The sequence below is a fragment of the Dokdonia sp. Dokd-P16 genome (assembly GCF_003095655.1).
GTDB lineage: Bacteria > Bacteroidota > Bacteroidia > Flavobacteriales > Flavobacteriaceae > Dokdonia.
In genome coordinates, this window is sequence record NZ_CP029151.1 from 2,982,758 (window position 1) to 2,999,763 (window position 17,006).

Sequence of the window (17,006 nt, forward strand, 5' to 3'; positions counted from 1 at the left end):
ATGATTAATTATCGCATAATATTTTCTCTTGTTTTTTTACTCGGTTCTATCAATGTCTTTTCACAAAACAACCTTTCTAATGAAAAAGGAGGTAGACAAGCCATTAAGCTTATGAGTAAGGAGGACTTGTCAAAATTTAGAATAGATACTGAGGAATCTGAAAACGAAGTACTAGATTTTAAACTACGAGTAGATAAGCTTCCATCAATTCTTGTAAAAGGTAATAAAATTGATGGAAGAGGTTCGTCTCTTATTCAAAAAACATCTCGTGGATCAAAGATCATCGTATATGATATAAGACGAAAAATTGTCGACTCATTAAAAGTTGGAACTTATGAATTTGTTGTAAGAGATTAAAATTTATGTTTATACAATTTTAAAAAGGAGCGCCACGGCGCTCCTTTTTTGTAGACTTTTTTAATAAATTTACATCCTAAAGTTTTGATTATGAAAACATTAAATCCTATTAAGTCTAGCGGTAAACTAGAGAATTACTTTACACGCTTTCGCGAAAACATTGTAGGTGTTGATCAATACTTTAACTCACCTTACGGCACCCAGCGATTACTATATACAGATTGGACAGCTTCTGGGAGACTGTATGGTCCTATAGAAAATAAAATGACACGTGATTTTGGTCCCTATGTGGCAAATACACATACCGAGACTACTGTCTCAGGTACTGCAATGACCATGAGTTATCATAAAGCCAAGCACATCATAAAAGAGCACGTAAATGCAGATGAGAATGATGTACTCATTGTAGGTGGTAATGGTATGACGGGAATGATCAATAAATTCCAACGCATACTTGGGTTAAAAGTTCCTGAGAATATAAAAAAGTTTGTAACCGTACCAGAGGAGATAAAACCTATTGTTTTTATCTCTCATATGGAGCATCATAGTAATCAAACAACTTGGCTAGAAACTACAGCAAAGGTTGTAGTAGTTCCTGCTAAGGAGGATGGGCTTTTCTGTATAGAGATGTTTGAAAACGAACTTCTTAAATATGAGAATCATCCGTTTAAAATTGCTTCTATAACAGCGTGTAGCAATGTAACAGGTATCCAAACTCCGTATCATGATGTAGCAAGATTAATGCACGCACACGGCGGATTGTGTTTTGTAGATTTTGCTTGCAGTGCTCCTTATGTGAATATAGATATGCATCCAGCAAATCCCGAAGAACGCCTAGATGCGATTTTCTTTTCTCCACACAAGTTTTTAGGAGGTCCAGGATCTTCAGGTGTATTGATTTTTAATAAAGGATTATATAAAAATGTGGTGCCAGATAATCCAGGCGGAGGTACCGTTTCTTGGACAAATCCTTGGGGAGAGCACAAGTATATAGATAATATAGAAGAGCGTGAAGATGGCGGTACACCAGGGTTTTTACAAACCATACGTACAGCTCTGTCTATAAAACTTAAAGAAGAAATGGGCGTTAGTAATATTGTGAGCCGTGAGCACGAGCTCATAGATATTATCTGGAAAGAATTAAATGAAGTGCCAGATATTAATATTCTTGCTAGCAATCATAAAGATAGGCTAGGGGTGATTTCATTTTACATAAATGATTTACACTTTAACCTTGCGGTAAAAATGCTTAATGATCGTTTTGGAGTGCAAACTCGAGGTGGATGCAGTTGTGCAGGTACTTACGGTCATTATTTACTCGACGTAGATCAAAAAACATCTAATTCACTTACCTGCGAGATCGACGCTGGTAATTTAATTCACAAACCAGGCTGGATTAGAATGTCTATACATCCTACACTTACTAACGAGGAGGTTTTATATGCTTGCAATGCTATTAAAGAACTTGCATTAAACCACAGAGAATGGTCTCAAGATTATCATTACCAACCATACTCAAACGAGTACTTACATAAAGACGATAAGGCTACCTCTTTGAGTCGTAGTACTGCTATAGACTCTTGGTTTGAATTTTAATGCTATTTCTTAGACTTATTTATTTCAGAAAGGACTTCTTCCTTTTTGCCTAAGAGCTTAAAACGTTTATGAGTCCAGAGGTAATACTCTGGATTTTTACGTATTTGAGCTTCAAGAGCGGCGGCATAATTTGTCATAATCTCGCCATCTTCTGTTTGAGAACCATCTGGTGTAATGAGTTGGAAAGATCCTTTGTAGTAGCCACGTTTTATCTTTTCTGTACCGTAGTAAAATACGGGTAGTTTAAACTCTTTTGCAATACGTTCTACCCCTGTAAAGAAAGGCAACTCGTGACCTAAAAATTGTGTCCAGTAGCGGGCGCGGTGAAATCTAGGCGATTGATCTGCCACAAAGCCATAACAGCCTGTTTTATTCTCACTCTCATTTCTTCTTATAAAGCGCATTGTATCCTTAGAGTCTATAAGATAGGTGTTCCATCTACTACGTATCTTGCGTATGAGGTTATCAAACTGTTTGTGTTTTATCTTTTTATATACTCCATAACCCGGATTTTCCATAGATAGTTGTAGTGCAAATATCCACTCATAACTTGCGTAGTGTCCCATCATAAGGAGTGAGCTTTGTCCTTCCTTATCATATTTTGTGATGAGTTCCTTGTTAGAAAATTGGTAACGTTCAAGAAGGTCCTCCTTTTTTATATTCATAGATTTTATCATCTCTAGAAACATATCACATAGATGACTATAAAATTTACGTTCTATAATATGGAGTTCTTCTTTAGATTTTTCTGGGAAGGTAGTCTTTAGGTTATATCTCACTACTTTTTTACGATAGCCTATAACTTTATAAATAATGAAATAACAGAAATCTGAGAGCAGGTAAAGCCCTTTAAAAGGGAGTATGGAGATGAGCCATAATAGCGGATAAAACAACCAGAAAACAATAGCTTTCATTCAGATTTTGTTAAGAAATTGATAGCACAAATATAACTATCTTTACAAGTAAAACTTAGTATTTATGGCGGATTTACATCCAGTTACAATTGCAATTATCTTAGCAAATGTTTTATTCTCTATGAGTGGTTTTAACAACTACTCGATGTTTGAAAAATATAAATTTAATATAGGCGCTATACGTAGAGGGGAGCAAGTACGTATGGTATCTTCTGCCTTTTTACATGCAAACACGCAGCACTTATTATTTAATATGCTCACGTTATATTTCTTTGCAAATGCTGTAATCTATACCATAGGTGTACCTAAGTTTTTACTCGTGTATCTATCTAGTTTGCTCTTAGGAAATATTCTTTCATATTTTTTACACAAAGATGAGTATCATTACTCTGCAGTAGGTGCTAGTGGAGCAGTAATGGGTGTAGTGTATGCTGGTATTCTTCTCAACCCAGGATTAGAAATTTACTTTTTGCCAGGTTGGGTGTTCGGAGTAGGGTATATGATTTATTCCATTTATGGTATGGTAAAGCGTAACGATAATATAGGGCATGATGCCCATTTTGGTGGAGCTATTGCGGGTTATGCAATTGCTCTTATTTCGGTTCCAGAACTCCTAGAAGTTCGATTACCTATTGTGCTAGCACTTGCAGCACCTATACTTGTTTTCTTTGTCTTGTTTAAAATGGGAAAGATTTAAGAAACTATGGTATCAACTTTGTTATCTTAATGGTCTAAAACATACAAATATGAAATATCTAACAGCAATATTATTATTTACGGTAATGAGTCTAACTGCACAAACTAATACTATGGAGCCACTTGTAAATGTCACAGGAGAAGGAATTGTAAAAGTAATTCCAGATGGCGTATCTATAAAAGTTCGTGTAGAAACTCAAGGCAAGGAAGCGCAACAAGTAAAGGCAGAAAACGATCAGTCTATAGACAAGGTGATTAAGTTTTTACGTTCTCAAGGAATAGACAGTAAGTATGTGCAAACCGAATATATTAATCTTAATAAAAATTATGATTACAACAGTAAGACGTATAATTATAATGCAAACCAAACGCTCACAATACAGCTCAAGGATATAAAAATGTATGAGGGTGTAATGACTGGACTTCTTAATTCTGGTATTAACCGTATAGATAATGTGCAATTTACTTCGTCTAAGATGGATGCTTTAAAGGCAGACGCTCGCATAGAAGCAATAAAGGATGCAAAAGATAAAGCAACAGCATATGCAGAAGCGCTTGGGCAGACTATAGGTAAGGCAGTACAAATAAGTGAGCAAGGTACTTCTTCACCACAGCCACCTATGTATAAAGCAAGAATGATGTCTATGGAAATGGATAATGCAGGAGGAGAAACTATTGCACCTGGTGAGCTTATGATCATAACTAAAATAGCGGTGAGCTTTAAATTAAACTAAGCTTAACTATTCTTAACGACGTGTTAACCATATCATCTAGGGTAGCTCAGTATCTTTAGGATATGAAAAAGTTAGAAGAAAACAAAGTCAAGTCAGAGCGAGAAAAAGAAATAGAAGCACGCATCGTTAGAGATAATCCTAACCCTATATCCATAGGAAATGGAGTGCATCGGGAGGAATCAGATTTAGCTAAGAAAGAGGCTAATGATGAGGCGATATTACGAGCTAAGAAAGAACAATAGTAAAAGACTTTTATAGAAAAAGGCAAAGAATTTTAATTCTTTGCCTTTTTTATTTGCGTGGTCTTAAGATAACGCTTTCGCGAAAGCGTAACTAAAATATTATCTATTTCTAGAGCTTCTTAAATCTTTAAATTTTGGTTCGGCATCTTTTTCTGCTTGTGTTTTTTCGGAGTCTGCTACAAGTACATAGATTTCTTTCATTTCATCTTCTGTAATATAGCGCCATTTTCCTTCCTCCACGTCTAGTGAGACATTCATAATCCTGTTACGCTTTAAACGTGTAACCTCATAGTCAAGTGCTTCACACATACGACGTATCTGTCTGTTGAGTCCTTGTGTAAGAATGATTTTAAAAGAAAATCTACTTAACTGTTCTACGTGACAAGTGCGTGTTACGGTATCAAGTATGGGCACGCCATTCCCCATTTGTTGAATAAAAGAAGGTGTGATAGGCCTATCTACCCATACTTCGTATTCTTTCTCGTGATTGTTACGAGCGCGCAAAATTTTATTTACAATATCCCCATCGTTGGTTAAAAATATCAAACCTTCAGAAGGTTTATCTAGTCTTCCTATTGGAAATATACGACTAGGGTAGTTTATGAAATCAATGATATTATCCTTTTCTACACGTGTATCTGTTGTGCAAACGATGCCTACAGGCTTGTTAAAGGCGATATAAACAGGCTTTTCTGTAGGAGTAGAGATGAGTTCGCCATTTACATGAACCTCGTCTCCTTGCGAGATCTTTGTTCCCATCTCTGGAATTCTACCATTTATGGTTACTCTTCCTTGCTCAATCAATTTATCGGCAGCACGGCGGGAGCAGTAGCCTACTTCACTTAGATATTTATTTATGCGGGTTTGTTTTCTTTCTTCCATAGAGCTACAAAAATACTATATAATTGGACAAAAAAAATGCCAGTCGTAAGACTGGCATTGCAAGTTCATAAAAGTGAACTAAAAAGTTATATGTGCTTAGTCAATTACTCTGACGTTTACTGCATTTAATCCTTTTTTACCTTCTTTTAATTCAAACTCAACAGCGTCACCTTCTCTTACCTCGTCGATAAGTCCTGTTACGTGTACGAAGTGCTCTTGGTTTGCTTCTTCTTCATTGATAAATCCAAAACCTTTAGTGTCGTTGAAGAATTTTACTGTTCCTTTGTGCATTGTAATAATTTAAATATGTTAAGTTGCAAATTTACAGTTATTTAATACAGAAACAATTAATTGCAGTTAATAGTTTTAAAATAGTTTTTTATACGCTTTCGCGAAAGCTAAAACCCTTGTAATCCCCATTATATAGGCATTTGATCAGTAAAAAATTGGGTGCTATAAATTGCTATTTAACTAATTTAGTTCTCTTATATCATAAAGATTGTCTGTCTAATCTCGTAACTTGCGCTTAAAACAGACAAGTATGGCTCTTACAAACAACGATATCTTTAAAAAATTACGAGTAGCACTTCAATTGCGCGATGATGAAATCATTGAAATCTGTAAGCTTGTAGAATTTCAAGTATCTAAGAGCGAACTAGGAGCTATCTTTAGAAAACCGGACCATCCAAAGTATATGGAATGTGGAGATCAGTTTTTACGAAATTTCTTAAATGGTCTTGTGATACACAAACGTGGACCAATGCCTCCTAAGAAGTAGGTAATACTACAAGTTGACTTTGTTACATTTTATGACCACAAGTGTTCCATCCTGAAGCGTTGTAAAAAATAAGTAAACGTCGCCTCCATCCTTAATTTTAAGTTTTTTACGTATATCCTCTACTTTCATAGGGAAATTACGGGTGGTGATATTTGCCTTATTGATTTGCAACTCTTTTGCTACTTTCTTTGAGTAGGGTAGTACCTCAAGTATTTCAAAGCGTCTTCCAGCAAATTCTTTTAGCTCTGCTGATGTGTAGAGATGTGAGTGCTCATGTAGTTTATCTACTTGAAAATGATCACAAACCCAATGAAAAGCTCCGCTTTTCATAAGTGCGGCATTGGGCTCATATAAATATTCTTGAGGCGCTGCATACGTGGGTGTAAATTCAAAAATAGCAGTATAATCAAATGTAAGTATAGGATCTTCAGTACCTAAGTTAACAACGGTAACTTTAGGAATACTCATTTTCTTAGATGAGAGTTTCCATAGTAATTCTTTAACCTCATTTTTAAGTGAAACGATATGTATTTCGGCAACATGCTGTAGTTCTTCTAGTCCTGCAGATATATCTAATAATGGCGCCGTTTTAATCCACAAGCTATCACACTTAGAAAGCAATAGATTTTTATATAGAGGAACATTAGGTAAGCAATCTTTGAGCATAAATACTTTCCCTTTGGCGTCTGTTCGTCTTCCTGGGTCTAAGAAGATGGTATCGAACTTCTGCTCAGTATTAGAAAAGAAATCTATGGAGTCACCTATTATAAAATCAATATTAGATTGCTGTAGTGTTTGCGCATTATTTTTCGCGAAAGCGGAAAGTTCGCTATTCATCTCAATGTGTGTAACATGCTTTGCTATTTGCGCAAAGTAAAAAGCATCGATACCAAAACCTCCAGTTCCATCCACAATATGGTTACCTTCCATAAGGCTCGCTTTATAGCGAGCTGTAGCTTGTGAAGAGGTTTGCTCTAGATTGAGTTTAGGTGGAAATAAAATCCCACCTGTTTCATACCACAAGGGTAATTTACCCTTTGCTTTGCGTTTGCCTTCTAGCTGTTGCGCCAATTCTTGAACGCTTATTTCCTTAAACGGGCTTCCTTTAAGAATAAAAGAATGTAGCGGAGTGTGCTCATGAAGCTTCAAATAATCAAGCACTTCAGGCTCTAAAAGCATGGTGTTCATTACAGATCTTGTGTAAGTTTTTGAACAATTTTATACTCACTTAAAAATTCCTTAGAAATCACTTTAAGTGCAGTATATACAGGTACGGCAAGAATCATCCCGAAAACTCCAAATAGTAATCCTGCAATAATAATAGCAAGAAATATCTCTAGGGGATGTGATTTTACACTATTTCCAAAAACAAATGGCTGGATGATAAAATTATCAACCATTTGTGCAGCTCCATAGCATATAAAAATCCAAAACAGCTTAGGTAATATCACCGTTCTAAAATCCATGTTGATATTACTAGAGGTCACAAGTAATAGCATGACACCTCCACCCACAAGCGGACCGATATAAGGAACTAGGTTTAATACCGCACAAAATAATGCAATCGCAAGTGCATTATCTACTCCAAAGGAAAGTAAGATAATCGCATAAAGTACAAACATGGTAAACACCTGAATGATGAGACCAATGAAATATCGAGATAGCAAGTATTTAATTTTTTCAAAAACACGAAGAAATTTACCTTCATTACCTCTTCTAGCAAATACTAACAAGCTGTTTACTAAAAGTCTATTGTCTTTTAAGAAGAAAAAAGTGATGAAAATAATGGCGAAAATTCCTATGCCTGCAGCTCCTAGATTTCCTATAATACTATTTAAAAATGTTGGAATAATCCCAAAATCAAAATTCTTTACAAAGTCGGCTTGTTGTACACCTTGTATGATAGTCATTTTATTGATGCCAAAATAGGCAGCAATCTCTCCGTATAGCCTGTTGATATTCACCTTGACATCATCAAAATTAATCTGACTAAGATGCTGACTCTGATCAATCACCACTGGTATAAACAAGGCAAGCACTCCCATAATAATCATGATGAGTAGGAGAATGGTTACTACAGATGCCCAAGTAGGGCTAAATTTAAGCGAGTAGCGTAAAAATTTCACAATAGGTCTTCCTACTAGTGACAACACCGCAGCTACGGCAAGATAAACGATAACACTTTGAATGGTATAAAGCAGCCATAAAATCATGAGAACGCCTACCACGACGCCTATTGCTCGTAGTATACCTATGCTTATTATTTTTGCTTTGAGTGGTTTCATTAAGGGTGCAAGATACTATAATTATGATCTTGTAAGTTCATAAAGCGCAATACCCGTAGCTTGCGCTACATTCATACTACTATTAATACCATACATCGCAATATGCGCTACATTATTGCATTGCTCCAGTGTTTCGTCCGTAATGCCGATGCTTTCTGCGCCTATTATAAGAGCAACTTTATCTAGTCTAGAAAAATCTATCGTGCTTATCGGTTTACTATTTGATGTGATCTCTAAGGCAACACTAGTATAGGAAAGGTCGTGTAGTTCTTGTAATGTATTTTTTATAGTATCGCTTGCGCGAAAAGGTATTGTTTTTTCTGTGTTTCTAGCTGTTTTACGTAAACGGCTACTTCCTGTATCCGGTTGATTTCCGCAGAAAATAATTTCTTTAACACCAAAGGCATCTGCTAGCCTAAAAATACTTCCAGCATTTGCAGGGCTTGTCATATGCTCACAGACGAGAATAATTTCTTTATTGTGAATAGATGGTTTATGATGATTATGGGCGAGTTGCACAGTATAGGGAATTAGAGTTTGTAGCCGAACTATTTGTCGTCCACCATTACTTTATTAAAATTACTCGCTTGTTGATTAGCATATGAAAATGCAAGAATAGGAATACTAAATGTTAGGGTTGCTATCCAGCCAAGATTCCATAAGAATATAGTCGATATAATACCTAACAATAAACCTACTGAAATTATTTTTATATCGGGTTTTGCGTGAACTCGATTAACTCTTCTTTTAACTTGGGTTCCACAATGATTACATCTGTCATTTATATGATTGCCGCGTTCTTCTTGTAATTCAAAACGATTGCTAGCTTTAGTATTAAAGCTATTTTCTTTTTTACATGAACTACAGTAATAGTATAATTTCAAAGGTCTAAATTTTTTAAAAGGAATATAATCTAATTCTCAAAAGCATATTTCACAATATTAGCACCCATTTGTAGTGCTTTCTCGCGTACGCTTTCTGGGTCTCCGTGTACTTCTGGATCTTCCCAGCCGTCACCTAAGTCTGATTCTGTAGTGAAAAGCACTACAAGTCTATCTTCATAAAAAAGCCCTAGCGCTTGTGGTCGTTTGCCATCATGCTCATGGATTTTAGGTAATCCCTTAGGAAATCTATATGCACTGGAAAAAATAGGATGAGTAGCGGCAAGTTCTGTAAGTTCTTGCTCTGGGAATATTTTTTTAAGTTCCTTAGGTAAGTACTCTGCCATTCCATAGTTGTCATCAATGTGTAAGAAACCACCACTTATAAGGTAATTGCGCATGTTTTCTACATCATTATCTGTAAATAGAACGTTGCCATGTCCGGTCATATGCAATAGCGGATATTGAAAAATGTCTGTGCTACCAGCATCTACAGAAACTGGTGTAGTGTTCATCTTAGTATTGATGTTTTTATTACAAAAAGTAATGAGATTAGGTAAGGCTGTTGGGTTACTATACCAGTCTCCACCGCCTTTATATTTGAGTACCGCTAGATCTTGCGCTTTCGCGAAAGCGAACATAAATAACATGATAACCAGTGCGAGATTACTACGCTTCATAGTGTTTTTTATAAAAAATAAAAATAGTGAATACCAAAATGATGGAAGTCCTAATTAACAAGAAAGTTACGTGAGAATACTAAAGTGCTGCAAATTAGTTGTTCTCATTCTAAATTGTAGGAATATATGTACAAGTGACTTGTGTTTTATTAAACGAGTATATAAATTTACTCATGTAAAGTTGTAACAATTTCATCTTGCTGCGACTTACATACTAACAATAACTTTAAAATCTAATATGAAAAAGAAAATGTATGCTTTAGCAGCTCTTTTGTTAAGTGGCGTTGCCCTTAATGCTCAAGAGGTTAGCTTTGAAGAGTATGATCTTGACAATGGAATGCACGTTATTCTTCACCAGGATAATGGCGCTCCAGTAGTAACAACATCTGTAATGTATCACGTAGGTGCAAAAGATGAAGATCCAAGTAAAACTGGTTTTGCTCACTTTTTTGAACACTTACTTTTTGAGGGTACAGAAAATATTGAGCGTGGTGAATGGTTTAAAGTAGTTTCTTCAAATGGAGGACAAAACAACGCAAACACGACACAAGACAGAACGTATTATTACGAAGTATTTCCTTCTAACAACCTAGAACTAGGTTTATGGATGGAATCTGAGCGTTTATTACACCCAATCATCAATCAAATAGGCGTAGATACTCAGAAAGAAGTAGTGCAAGAAGAAAAACGTTTACGAGTGGACAATCAGCCATATGGACGTTTTCAAGAAGTAATAGGTAAAATGCTTTTTAAGAAGCACCCATACCGCTGGACAACCATAGGATCTCTTGATCACCTTGCTAGTGCAACACTTGAAGATTTTCAAAAATTTAGCGATACTTATTATGTACCAAATAATGCGGTACTCGTAGTAGCGGGTGATATTGATCTTGCAGAGACTAAGGAGATGATTAATACATACTTTGCTCCTATCCCAAGAGGTAAGGACATTGCACGTAGCACATTTAAGGAAGATCCTGTGGTACCTGTAAGAGAGAAGTTTTATGATCCTAATATCCAGATTCCTGCGATATTCTTAGCTTACAGAACTCCTGCTCAAACAGAAAAAGATGCTTATGTGTTAGACATGGTGTCATCTGTATTAAGTGACGGTAAAAGCTCTAGACTTTATAAAAAACTTGTAGATGATCAAAAGAAAGCATTACAAGTATTTGCTTTTAGTGGTGCACAAGAAGATTACGGTTCTTACTTAATTGGTGCATTACCACTAGGTGACAACTCATTAGACGATTTAATAACAGAAATGGATGAGGAAATTGTAAAACTTCAAACAACATTAATATCTGAAAGAGATTATCAAAAACTTCAAAATAAATTTGAAAACCGTTTTGTAAACTCTAACAGTAGTGTAGAAGGTATTGCAAACTCACTTGCTCGTAACTACATGTTATATGATGATACTAATCTTATTAATACAGAGATTGATATTTACAGATCAATAACAAGAGAGGACATTAAAGCAGCTGCTATAAAGTACCTCAAAGAAAATGAGCGTGTAATATTAGAGTACTTACCAGAATCTCAAAAAGAAAATTAATGAAAAAGCATATTATATTAGGTGCACTATTAATGCTAGCAACTGCTGGTTATGCACAAGTAGACAGAAGCATACAACCTAAGCCAGGTCCGGCTCCTGAGATTAATCTAAAAGATCCAACATCTTTTGAGCTCAAGAATGGACTTAAAGTAATGGTTGTTGAGAATAAAAAATTACCTAGAGTATCTATTCAACTTACGATGGATAATCCTCTTATTGTAGAAGGAGATAAGGCAGGTGTTGCTTCCCTTACTTCGTCAATGCTAGGTAAAGGTTCTAAAAACATTGAAAAAGATGTTTATGAGGAAGAAGTAGATTACTTAGGAGCAAACATAGGTTTTGGTTCTCAAAGTGCTTTTGCTAGCGGACTATCAAAATATTTTGAGCGTCTTATAGAACTTACAGCAGATGCTGGTATCAATCCAAACTTTACACAAGTAGAATTTGACAAGGAAAAGGAACGTCTCATAGAAGGTTTAAAATCTAATGAGAAGAGTGTAAGTGCAATTGCAGGTCGTGTACAAAGCGTTCTTGCTTATGGTGCAGATCATCCTTACGGGGAATTTACTACGGAAGAAACGGTAAACAATGTAACTCTTGCAGATGTAAATAAGTTTCACTCAGATTACTTCAGACCTAATAATGGATATTTAATCATAATAGGTGATGTAGATTTTGATAATGTAAAGAAGATTGTAACGAAGAACTTCAAGAGCTGGAAAAAAGGAAACATTCCTGAAACGCCATTCTCAGAGCAAGGAAATGCATCTACTACAGAAATTAACTTCATAAACATGGATAACGCTGTACAGTCAGAAATTGCTGTTCAGAACACTGTAGAATTAAAAATGACTGATGCAGATTATTTTCCTGCATTGATTGCAAACAACATCTTAGGTGGTGGTGGAGAAGCTCGTCTTTTTAACAACTTACGTGAAGATAAAGGATATACTTACGGTTCTTATTCTAGAATAGGATCTAACGAGAAAACGGTAACACGTTTTAGCGCTACAGCAAGTGTACGTAACGTTGTGACAGATAGCTCTGTCGTTGAGATTGTAAAAGAAATCAACCGCATGGGATCTGAGCCAGTATCTGCCGAAGAGCTTGCAAATGCAAAAGCAAAGTATACTGGTAATTTTGTACTAGCGCTAGAGCGTCCACAAACTATCGCAAACTATGCTTACAATATTGAGAGCAAAGGACTTCCTAAGGATTTCTACAAAAATTACCTTTCTAATATTGATAAAGTATCTCAACAAGACGTGAAGAATGCTGCAAGTAAATTGTTTAAAGGAGATAATGCTAGAATTGTAGTTACTGGAAAAGGTAGCGAGGTGATTGATAATCTTAATAAGGTTGTTATTAATGGTAAAGCTGTACCAGTAAAGTATTTTGATGTGTACGGTAAAGCAATTGCAAAGCCAGAATTTAAGAAAGAACTTCCAGCAGATTTAACGGTAAATAAGGTGCTTGAATCTTACATTGCTGCCATAGGTGGAAAGGATAAGATTGCTGCAGTAAACTCTGTGTACATAAAAGCGCAAGGTACTGTGCAAGGTATGACGTTAGATTTTGAGCTTAAAAAGACAACTAAAGAGCAATTTGTGCAAAACATCATGATGGGAGGTAATTCTCTTTCTAAGCAAGTGCTAGATGGTGAGACCGCTTATATGGTAGCACAAGGGCAGCGTAAAGACCTAGAAGGTGATGATATTGCAAAAGTAAAAGCAGAATCTTCTCCTTTTCCAGAAGTAAACTGGTTAAGTGGTGGAGCTACTCTAGAAGGCATGGAGAAAGTAGATGGTGAAGATGCTTATGTTGTAAAGGTTGATGGAGGTAAAATGGCTTATTACAGTGCAAAAACTGGACTTAAACTTCAAGAAGTTTCTGTACAAGAAGCACAAGGTCAAACTTTCAAGACTACGATCGTTTATAGCAAGTACCAAGATGTAGGAGGAATCATGTTTCCATTTACATTGAGCCAGTCTTTAGGCCCACAAGCTATAGAGTTTAATGTTACAGAGATCAAAGTAAATGAAGGAGTTTCAGATGCAGATTTTGAGTAATCATTAATCACATAATTTTAAAAAGGTCAGCGGTTGCTGGCCTTTTTTTATGCTCTTAATTTCCTTTGCACATTGTTATAAACTCCTTATTGCTACTTTACTTCTCAGAATATTCAAAAAAAGCTGGAAGTATATGGTATTACGCTTTCGCGAAAGCATAATAATAACCCATCAAAAAAGAGAAATTATAAATTTTACGATGAATTAATTGGCTATTTGCTAATGAGGTTAACTCATAAACAAGTGTAATTATGAGATTCTGAAATTTAACAACCCTATATAGTAAGTGAAAAGTGATATGTACTTTTAATAAAAATAATACCCATGTCTAGAGAACCAAAAATTGAGAGATTTAATACAAACGTAAAGTCAAAATATGAAGTGTATAACGCTATATTTATGACACTTCCCTTTGACGGTATTTCAAATACTGGAGTACTTCTGCCGCTTTTTCATTCTATTTGTAAAGCAGGATATGAAGACAATAAAAATCCTTCAGAAATCATTGAGTACTTTTTTGAAAGATACATGAGAGATGCTTCGGCAAAGGAAAGGGAGGATTTGCTGTTTAAGTTTATTCAATATATAGAACGCCAAGTGGTACTTTTTGATGCGATAGAAGATGCTTCATATCGTATTGTAAACAATATGGACGGTCGCGGAACACTGCGTAACATAAAAGAAGAAGCAGAGGCAACTGGTAAAAAAGAAGAGCTTATCGCTTACTTAAATACCTTTAAAATAAGACCAGTACTTACTGCTCACCCTACGCAATTTTATCCAGGAGTGGTGCTAGGTATTATTAATGATCTTAGTGAAGCAATACGAGAAGACCGTCTAGAAGACATAAAATCATTACTTGCTCAATTAGGAAAAACACCTTTCTTTAAGAAAGAAAAACCTACGCCTTATGACGAGGCAGTAAGTTTAATATGGTATCTAGAAAATGTGTTTTACCATAGTGCAGGTGCTATTTATGATTACTTACATAAGCACTTAATACAAGACGAAGCTTTTAGTAACTCACTAGTAGATCTAGGTTTCTGGCCAGGTGGAGATCGCGATGGTAATCCATTTGTTACTACAGCAATCACGCTTAAAGTTGCAGGTAAATTACGCAGCACCGTACTAAGGAATTATTATCGCGAACTAAGACAACTGCGTCGTCGTATAACTTTTCAAGGTACAGAAGAGCTTCTTGGGTCATTAGAGGCTGCATTGTATAAAGCCATTTTTGTAGAAGGAAAGCCAGAGATTGATCAAAAACATATTCTTACTACACTTAAAGATGTGCGAGATGTTGTAAGAGATAAACATCAAAGTTTGTACTTAGACCATATAGATAGCTTAATTCACAAAGTAGAGCTTTTTGGGTTGCATTTTGCTTCTCTAGATATAAGACAAGATAGTAGCATCCATAAAATTGTATTTGAAGAAATAGTAGCACATGCTCAGATAGATGGTAAAGCCATATTTCCAGAGAACTACTTGAGTCTAGATGACGAGGCGCAGATTGCATTTTTAAATGATGTTTCTGGCTCCTTAGATCCGGAGAGTTTTAGTGAAGAAGTTGTCACAAAAACACTAGGTTCCATTTATGCAATGAAAACTATTCAAGAAGAAAATGGAGAAAAAGGTTCAAACCGTTACATTATAAGTAATTCACAAAGTGCATTGCATGTAATGCAGGCTTTTACATTCTTAAGACTATGTGATTGGGACATGCCTACGGCAGATGTTTCTCCGCTTTTTGAGACCGTTCCAGATTTAATTGCTGCGCCAGAAGTGATGGAAGCGTTATATACAAACCCAACCTACAGTGCGCATTTAAAGCGTCGTGGTATGCGACAGACTATCATGCTTGGCTTCTCTGATGGAACCAAGGATGGAGGTTATCTCATGGCCAACTGGAGTATTTTTAAAGCCAAAGAAGCAATGACTGCCATGTCTAGAAAATACGGTGTTACTGTAATCTTCTTTGACGGTAGAGGAGGACCACCAGCACGTGGTGGTGGAAAAACACATCAATTTTATGCATCCTTGGGTTCTAAAATAGAGGCTCAAGAAATACAACTTACAGTACAAGGACAAACCATCAGTTCAAATTTTGGAACCTTAGATTCTTGTCAATATAACCTGGAGCAATTATTAAGTAGTGGTGTAGCAAATGAAGTGTTTGCTTCTGCAAATAATGACATTACAGATAGTGATAGAGCCACACTAGAAGCACTAGCTCAAAAGAGTTATGAAGCATATACAGCTTTTAAACAGCACGATAAATTCTTGCCGTATCTAGAGCGTATGAGTACGCTTAAATATTATGCAAAAACAAATATTGGTAGTAGACCAAGTAAGCGTTCTCAGAAGTCTACACTAGATTTTGGAGATTTAAGAGCGATTCCTTTTGTGGGAAGTTGGAGCCAACTTAAACAAAACGTTCCAGGATTTTATGGTGTAGGTACTGCACTGGCTTCTTTTGAAGAAAAAGGAACACTTGACGAGGTGAAAGAACTTTATAAGAACAGTTCATTCTTCCGTACGTTGCTAGAAAATAGTATGATGAGCCTAACTAAGTCTTTCTTTGGCTTAACGGCTTATATGGCAGATGACGAGGAGTTCGGTGCTTTCTGGAAAATTCTATTTGATGAATATGAACGTAGCAAGCGATTAATGCTTGAAGTGTCAGGACTTAAGGAGTTAATGGAAAATGAGCAAGCTGGAAAAGCTTCCATACAAGAAAGGGAACGCATTGTATTACCCCTTCTTACCATCCAGCAATATGCCTTAAGAGCTATACAAGAAATGCAAAAATATGGAGAACAGTCTGATAAGCTAGCTGTATATGAACAGATGGTGACGAGATCATTATTTGGTAATATTAATGCGAGTAGAAACTCGGCATAAAAAAAACATCATAAGGGAGTAATGCGTTGCTCCCTTATAATAGTTAGAGTACCTTTGCGTCAGCAGGCCGCCTTATTGATCCAGCAATGGATAGGAAAGTCCGGACACCATAGGATAGCATAGCGGCTAACGGCCGTCACGCTAAATTTATTTTTAGTGGAGGACAAGTGCAACAGAAAGAATGTACAGGTAATGCTGTAGCGAACCCAGGTAAACTCTATGCGGTGCAATGTCAAGTATACTCACAGTTAAGTGCGATCCGCGCGTTGTGGGAGGGTAGGCAGATAGAGGTTACTAGTAATGGTAATCCCAGATAAATAATAAGGAATCTCTAGAATCATCTAGAGTGAACAGAATCCGGCTTATAGGCCTGCTTTTTTTAAGATTTTACAAGCTTTTTATAACAAATAAATCCCGCTAGTTGCGGGAT

Annotated in this window: 17 protein-coding genes and 1 other RNA gene; 10 read left to right on the top strand and 8 right to left on the bottom strand. The window is 36.1% G+C overall.

The features are described from left to right. Positions 1 to 111 precede the first annotated feature (111 nt). Positions 112 to 357 (top strand): hypothetical protein, encoded by a 246-nt coding sequence (locus tag DCS32_RS13265; protein WP_162533658.1) that lies wholly within the window; start codon positions 112 to 114, stop codon positions 355 to 357. A gap of 90 nt (positions 358 to 447) precedes the next feature. Then, positions 448 to 1,953 (top strand): aminotransferase class V-fold PLP-dependent enzyme, encoded by a 1,506-nt coding sequence (locus DCS32_RS13270; RefSeq protein ID WP_108878716.1) that lies wholly within the window; start codon positions 448 to 450, stop codon positions 1,951 to 1,953. A 2-nt stretch (positions 1,954 to 1,955) separates the two neighbouring features. Here the strand turns inward: DCS32_RS13270 and DCS32_RS13275 are convergent, their stop codons facing one another. Continuing rightward, a complete protein-coding gene (locus DCS32_RS13275) occupies positions 1,956 to 2,867 on the bottom strand; it encodes a lysophospholipid acyltransferase family protein (protein ID WP_108878717.1) in 912 nt (303 codons plus the stop codon). 64 nt (positions 2,868 to 2,931) lie between these two features. On the opposite strand from DCS32_RS13275, the gene DCS32_RS13280 reads away from it, so the two are divergent. The 3 genes from DCS32_RS13280 (at position 2,932) to DCS32_RS13290 (ending at position 4,539) form a co-directional block, all read left to right on the top strand. Then, positions 2,932 to 3,564, top strand: coding sequence for a rhomboid family intramembrane serine protease (locus tag DCS32_RS13280; protein ID WP_013752295.1), 633 nt, complete (start codon positions 2,932 to 2,934; stop codon positions 3,562 to 3,564). Between the two features lie 49 nt (positions 3,565 to 3,613). Then, positions 3,614 to 4,297 (top strand): SIMPL domain-containing protein, encoded by a 684-nt coding sequence (locus tag DCS32_RS13285; RefSeq protein ID WP_108878718.1) that lies wholly within the window; start codon positions 3,614 to 3,616, stop codon positions 4,295 to 4,297. Positions 4,298 to 4,359: 62 nt separating this feature from the next. Beyond that, complete coding sequence (locus tag DCS32_RS13290) at positions 4,360 to 4,539, top strand: hypothetical protein (RefSeq protein WP_108878719.1); 180 nt, start codon at positions 4,360 to 4,362, stop codon at positions 4,537 to 4,539. A gap of 99 nt (positions 4,540 to 4,638) precedes the next feature. On the opposite strand, the gene rluF is transcribed toward DCS32_RS13290, so the two are convergent. Both rluF and DCS32_RS13300 read right to left on the bottom strand, forming a co-directional pair. Further along, positions 4,639 to 5,421: a 23S rRNA pseudouridine(2604) synthase RluF gene (gene rluF / locus DCS32_RS13295; protein WP_108878720.1), complete on the bottom strand. Its 783-nt coding sequence runs from the start codon at positions 5,419 to 5,421 to the stop codon at positions 4,639 to 4,641. A gap of 96 nt (positions 5,422 to 5,517) precedes the next feature. Beyond that, positions 5,518 to 5,712, bottom strand: a complete 195-nt coding sequence (locus DCS32_RS13300; protein WP_013752291.1) for a cold-shock protein — start codon at positions 5,710 to 5,712, stop codon at positions 5,518 to 5,520. Between the two features lie 250 nt (positions 5,713 to 5,962). Between DCS32_RS13300 and DCS32_RS13305 the strand changes: the two genes are divergently transcribed. Then, positions 5,963 to 6,199, top strand: a complete 237-nt coding sequence (locus DCS32_RS13305; protein WP_108878721.1) for a DUF1456 family protein — start codon at positions 5,963 to 5,965, stop codon at positions 6,197 to 6,199. A 6-nt stretch (positions 6,200 to 6,205) separates the two neighbouring features. Here DCS32_RS13305 and DCS32_RS13310 read toward each other — a convergent pair whose 3' ends face one another. Genes DCS32_RS13310 through DCS32_RS13330 form a run of 5 tightly spaced genes read right to left on the bottom strand, consistent with a single transcriptional unit; the run spans position 6,206 to position 10,045 of the window. Continuing rightward, on the bottom strand, positions 6,206 to 7,387 hold the full coding sequence (locus DCS32_RS13310) for a class I SAM-dependent methyltransferase (RefSeq protein ID WP_108878722.1): 1,182 nt from the start codon (positions 7,385 to 7,387) through the stop codon (positions 6,206 to 6,208). Further along, entirely contained in the window at positions 7,387 to 8,484 is a 1,098-nt protein-coding gene (locus DCS32_RS13315) for an AI-2E family transporter (RefSeq protein WP_108878723.1), read from the bottom strand. Before DCS32_RS13315 ends, DCS32_RS13310 begins: the two co-directional genes overlap by 1 nt. Positions 8,485 to 8,505: 21 nt before the next feature. Further along, positions 8,506 to 9,003 carry a TrmH family RNA methyltransferase gene (locus tag DCS32_RS13320; protein WP_239057526.1) on the bottom strand — a complete coding sequence of 166 codons (498 nt, stop codon included), beginning with the start codon at positions 9,001 to 9,003 and terminating at the stop codon, positions 8,506 to 8,508. 29 nt (positions 9,004 to 9,032) lie between these two features. Further along, complete coding sequence (locus DCS32_RS13325) at positions 9,033 to 9,368, bottom strand: hypothetical protein (protein ID WP_108878725.1); 336 nt, start codon at positions 9,366 to 9,368, stop codon at positions 9,033 to 9,035. A 29-nt stretch (positions 9,369 to 9,397) separates the two neighbouring features. Beyond that, positions 9,398 to 10,045 carry a DUF4159 domain-containing protein gene (locus tag DCS32_RS13330; RefSeq protein WP_108878726.1) on the bottom strand — a complete coding sequence of 216 codons (648 nt, stop codon included), beginning with the start codon at positions 10,043 to 10,045 and terminating at the stop codon, positions 9,398 to 9,400. A gap of 238 nt (positions 10,046 to 10,283) precedes the next feature. On the opposite strand from DCS32_RS13330, the gene DCS32_RS13335 reads away from it, so the two are divergent. The 4 genes from DCS32_RS13335 to rnpB all read left to right on the top strand — a co-directional run bounded on the left by DCS32_RS13335 (position 10,284) and on the right by rnpB (position 16,957). Beyond that, entirely contained in the window at positions 10,284 to 11,603 is a 1,320-nt protein-coding gene (locus tag DCS32_RS13335) for a M16 family metallopeptidase (RefSeq protein WP_108878727.1), read from the top strand. Beyond that, positions 11,603 to 13,672, top strand: coding sequence for a M16 family metallopeptidase (locus DCS32_RS13340; protein ID WP_108878728.1), 2,070 nt, complete (start codon positions 11,603 to 11,605; stop codon positions 13,670 to 13,672). The genes DCS32_RS13335 and DCS32_RS13340 overlap by 1 nt, the downstream gene beginning before the upstream one ends. Before the next feature lie 324 nt (positions 13,673 to 13,996). Further along, positions 13,997 to 16,576 (top strand): phosphoenolpyruvate carboxylase, encoded by a 2,580-nt coding sequence (locus DCS32_RS13345; protein WP_108878729.1) that lies wholly within the window; start codon positions 13,997 to 13,999, stop codon positions 16,574 to 16,576. A 59-nt stretch (positions 16,577 to 16,635) separates the two neighbouring features. Beyond that, positions 16,636 to 16,957: RNase P RNA component class A (rnpB, locus tag DCS32_RS13350), an RNA gene on the top strand. Positions 16,958 to 17,006 lie beyond the last annotated feature (49 nt).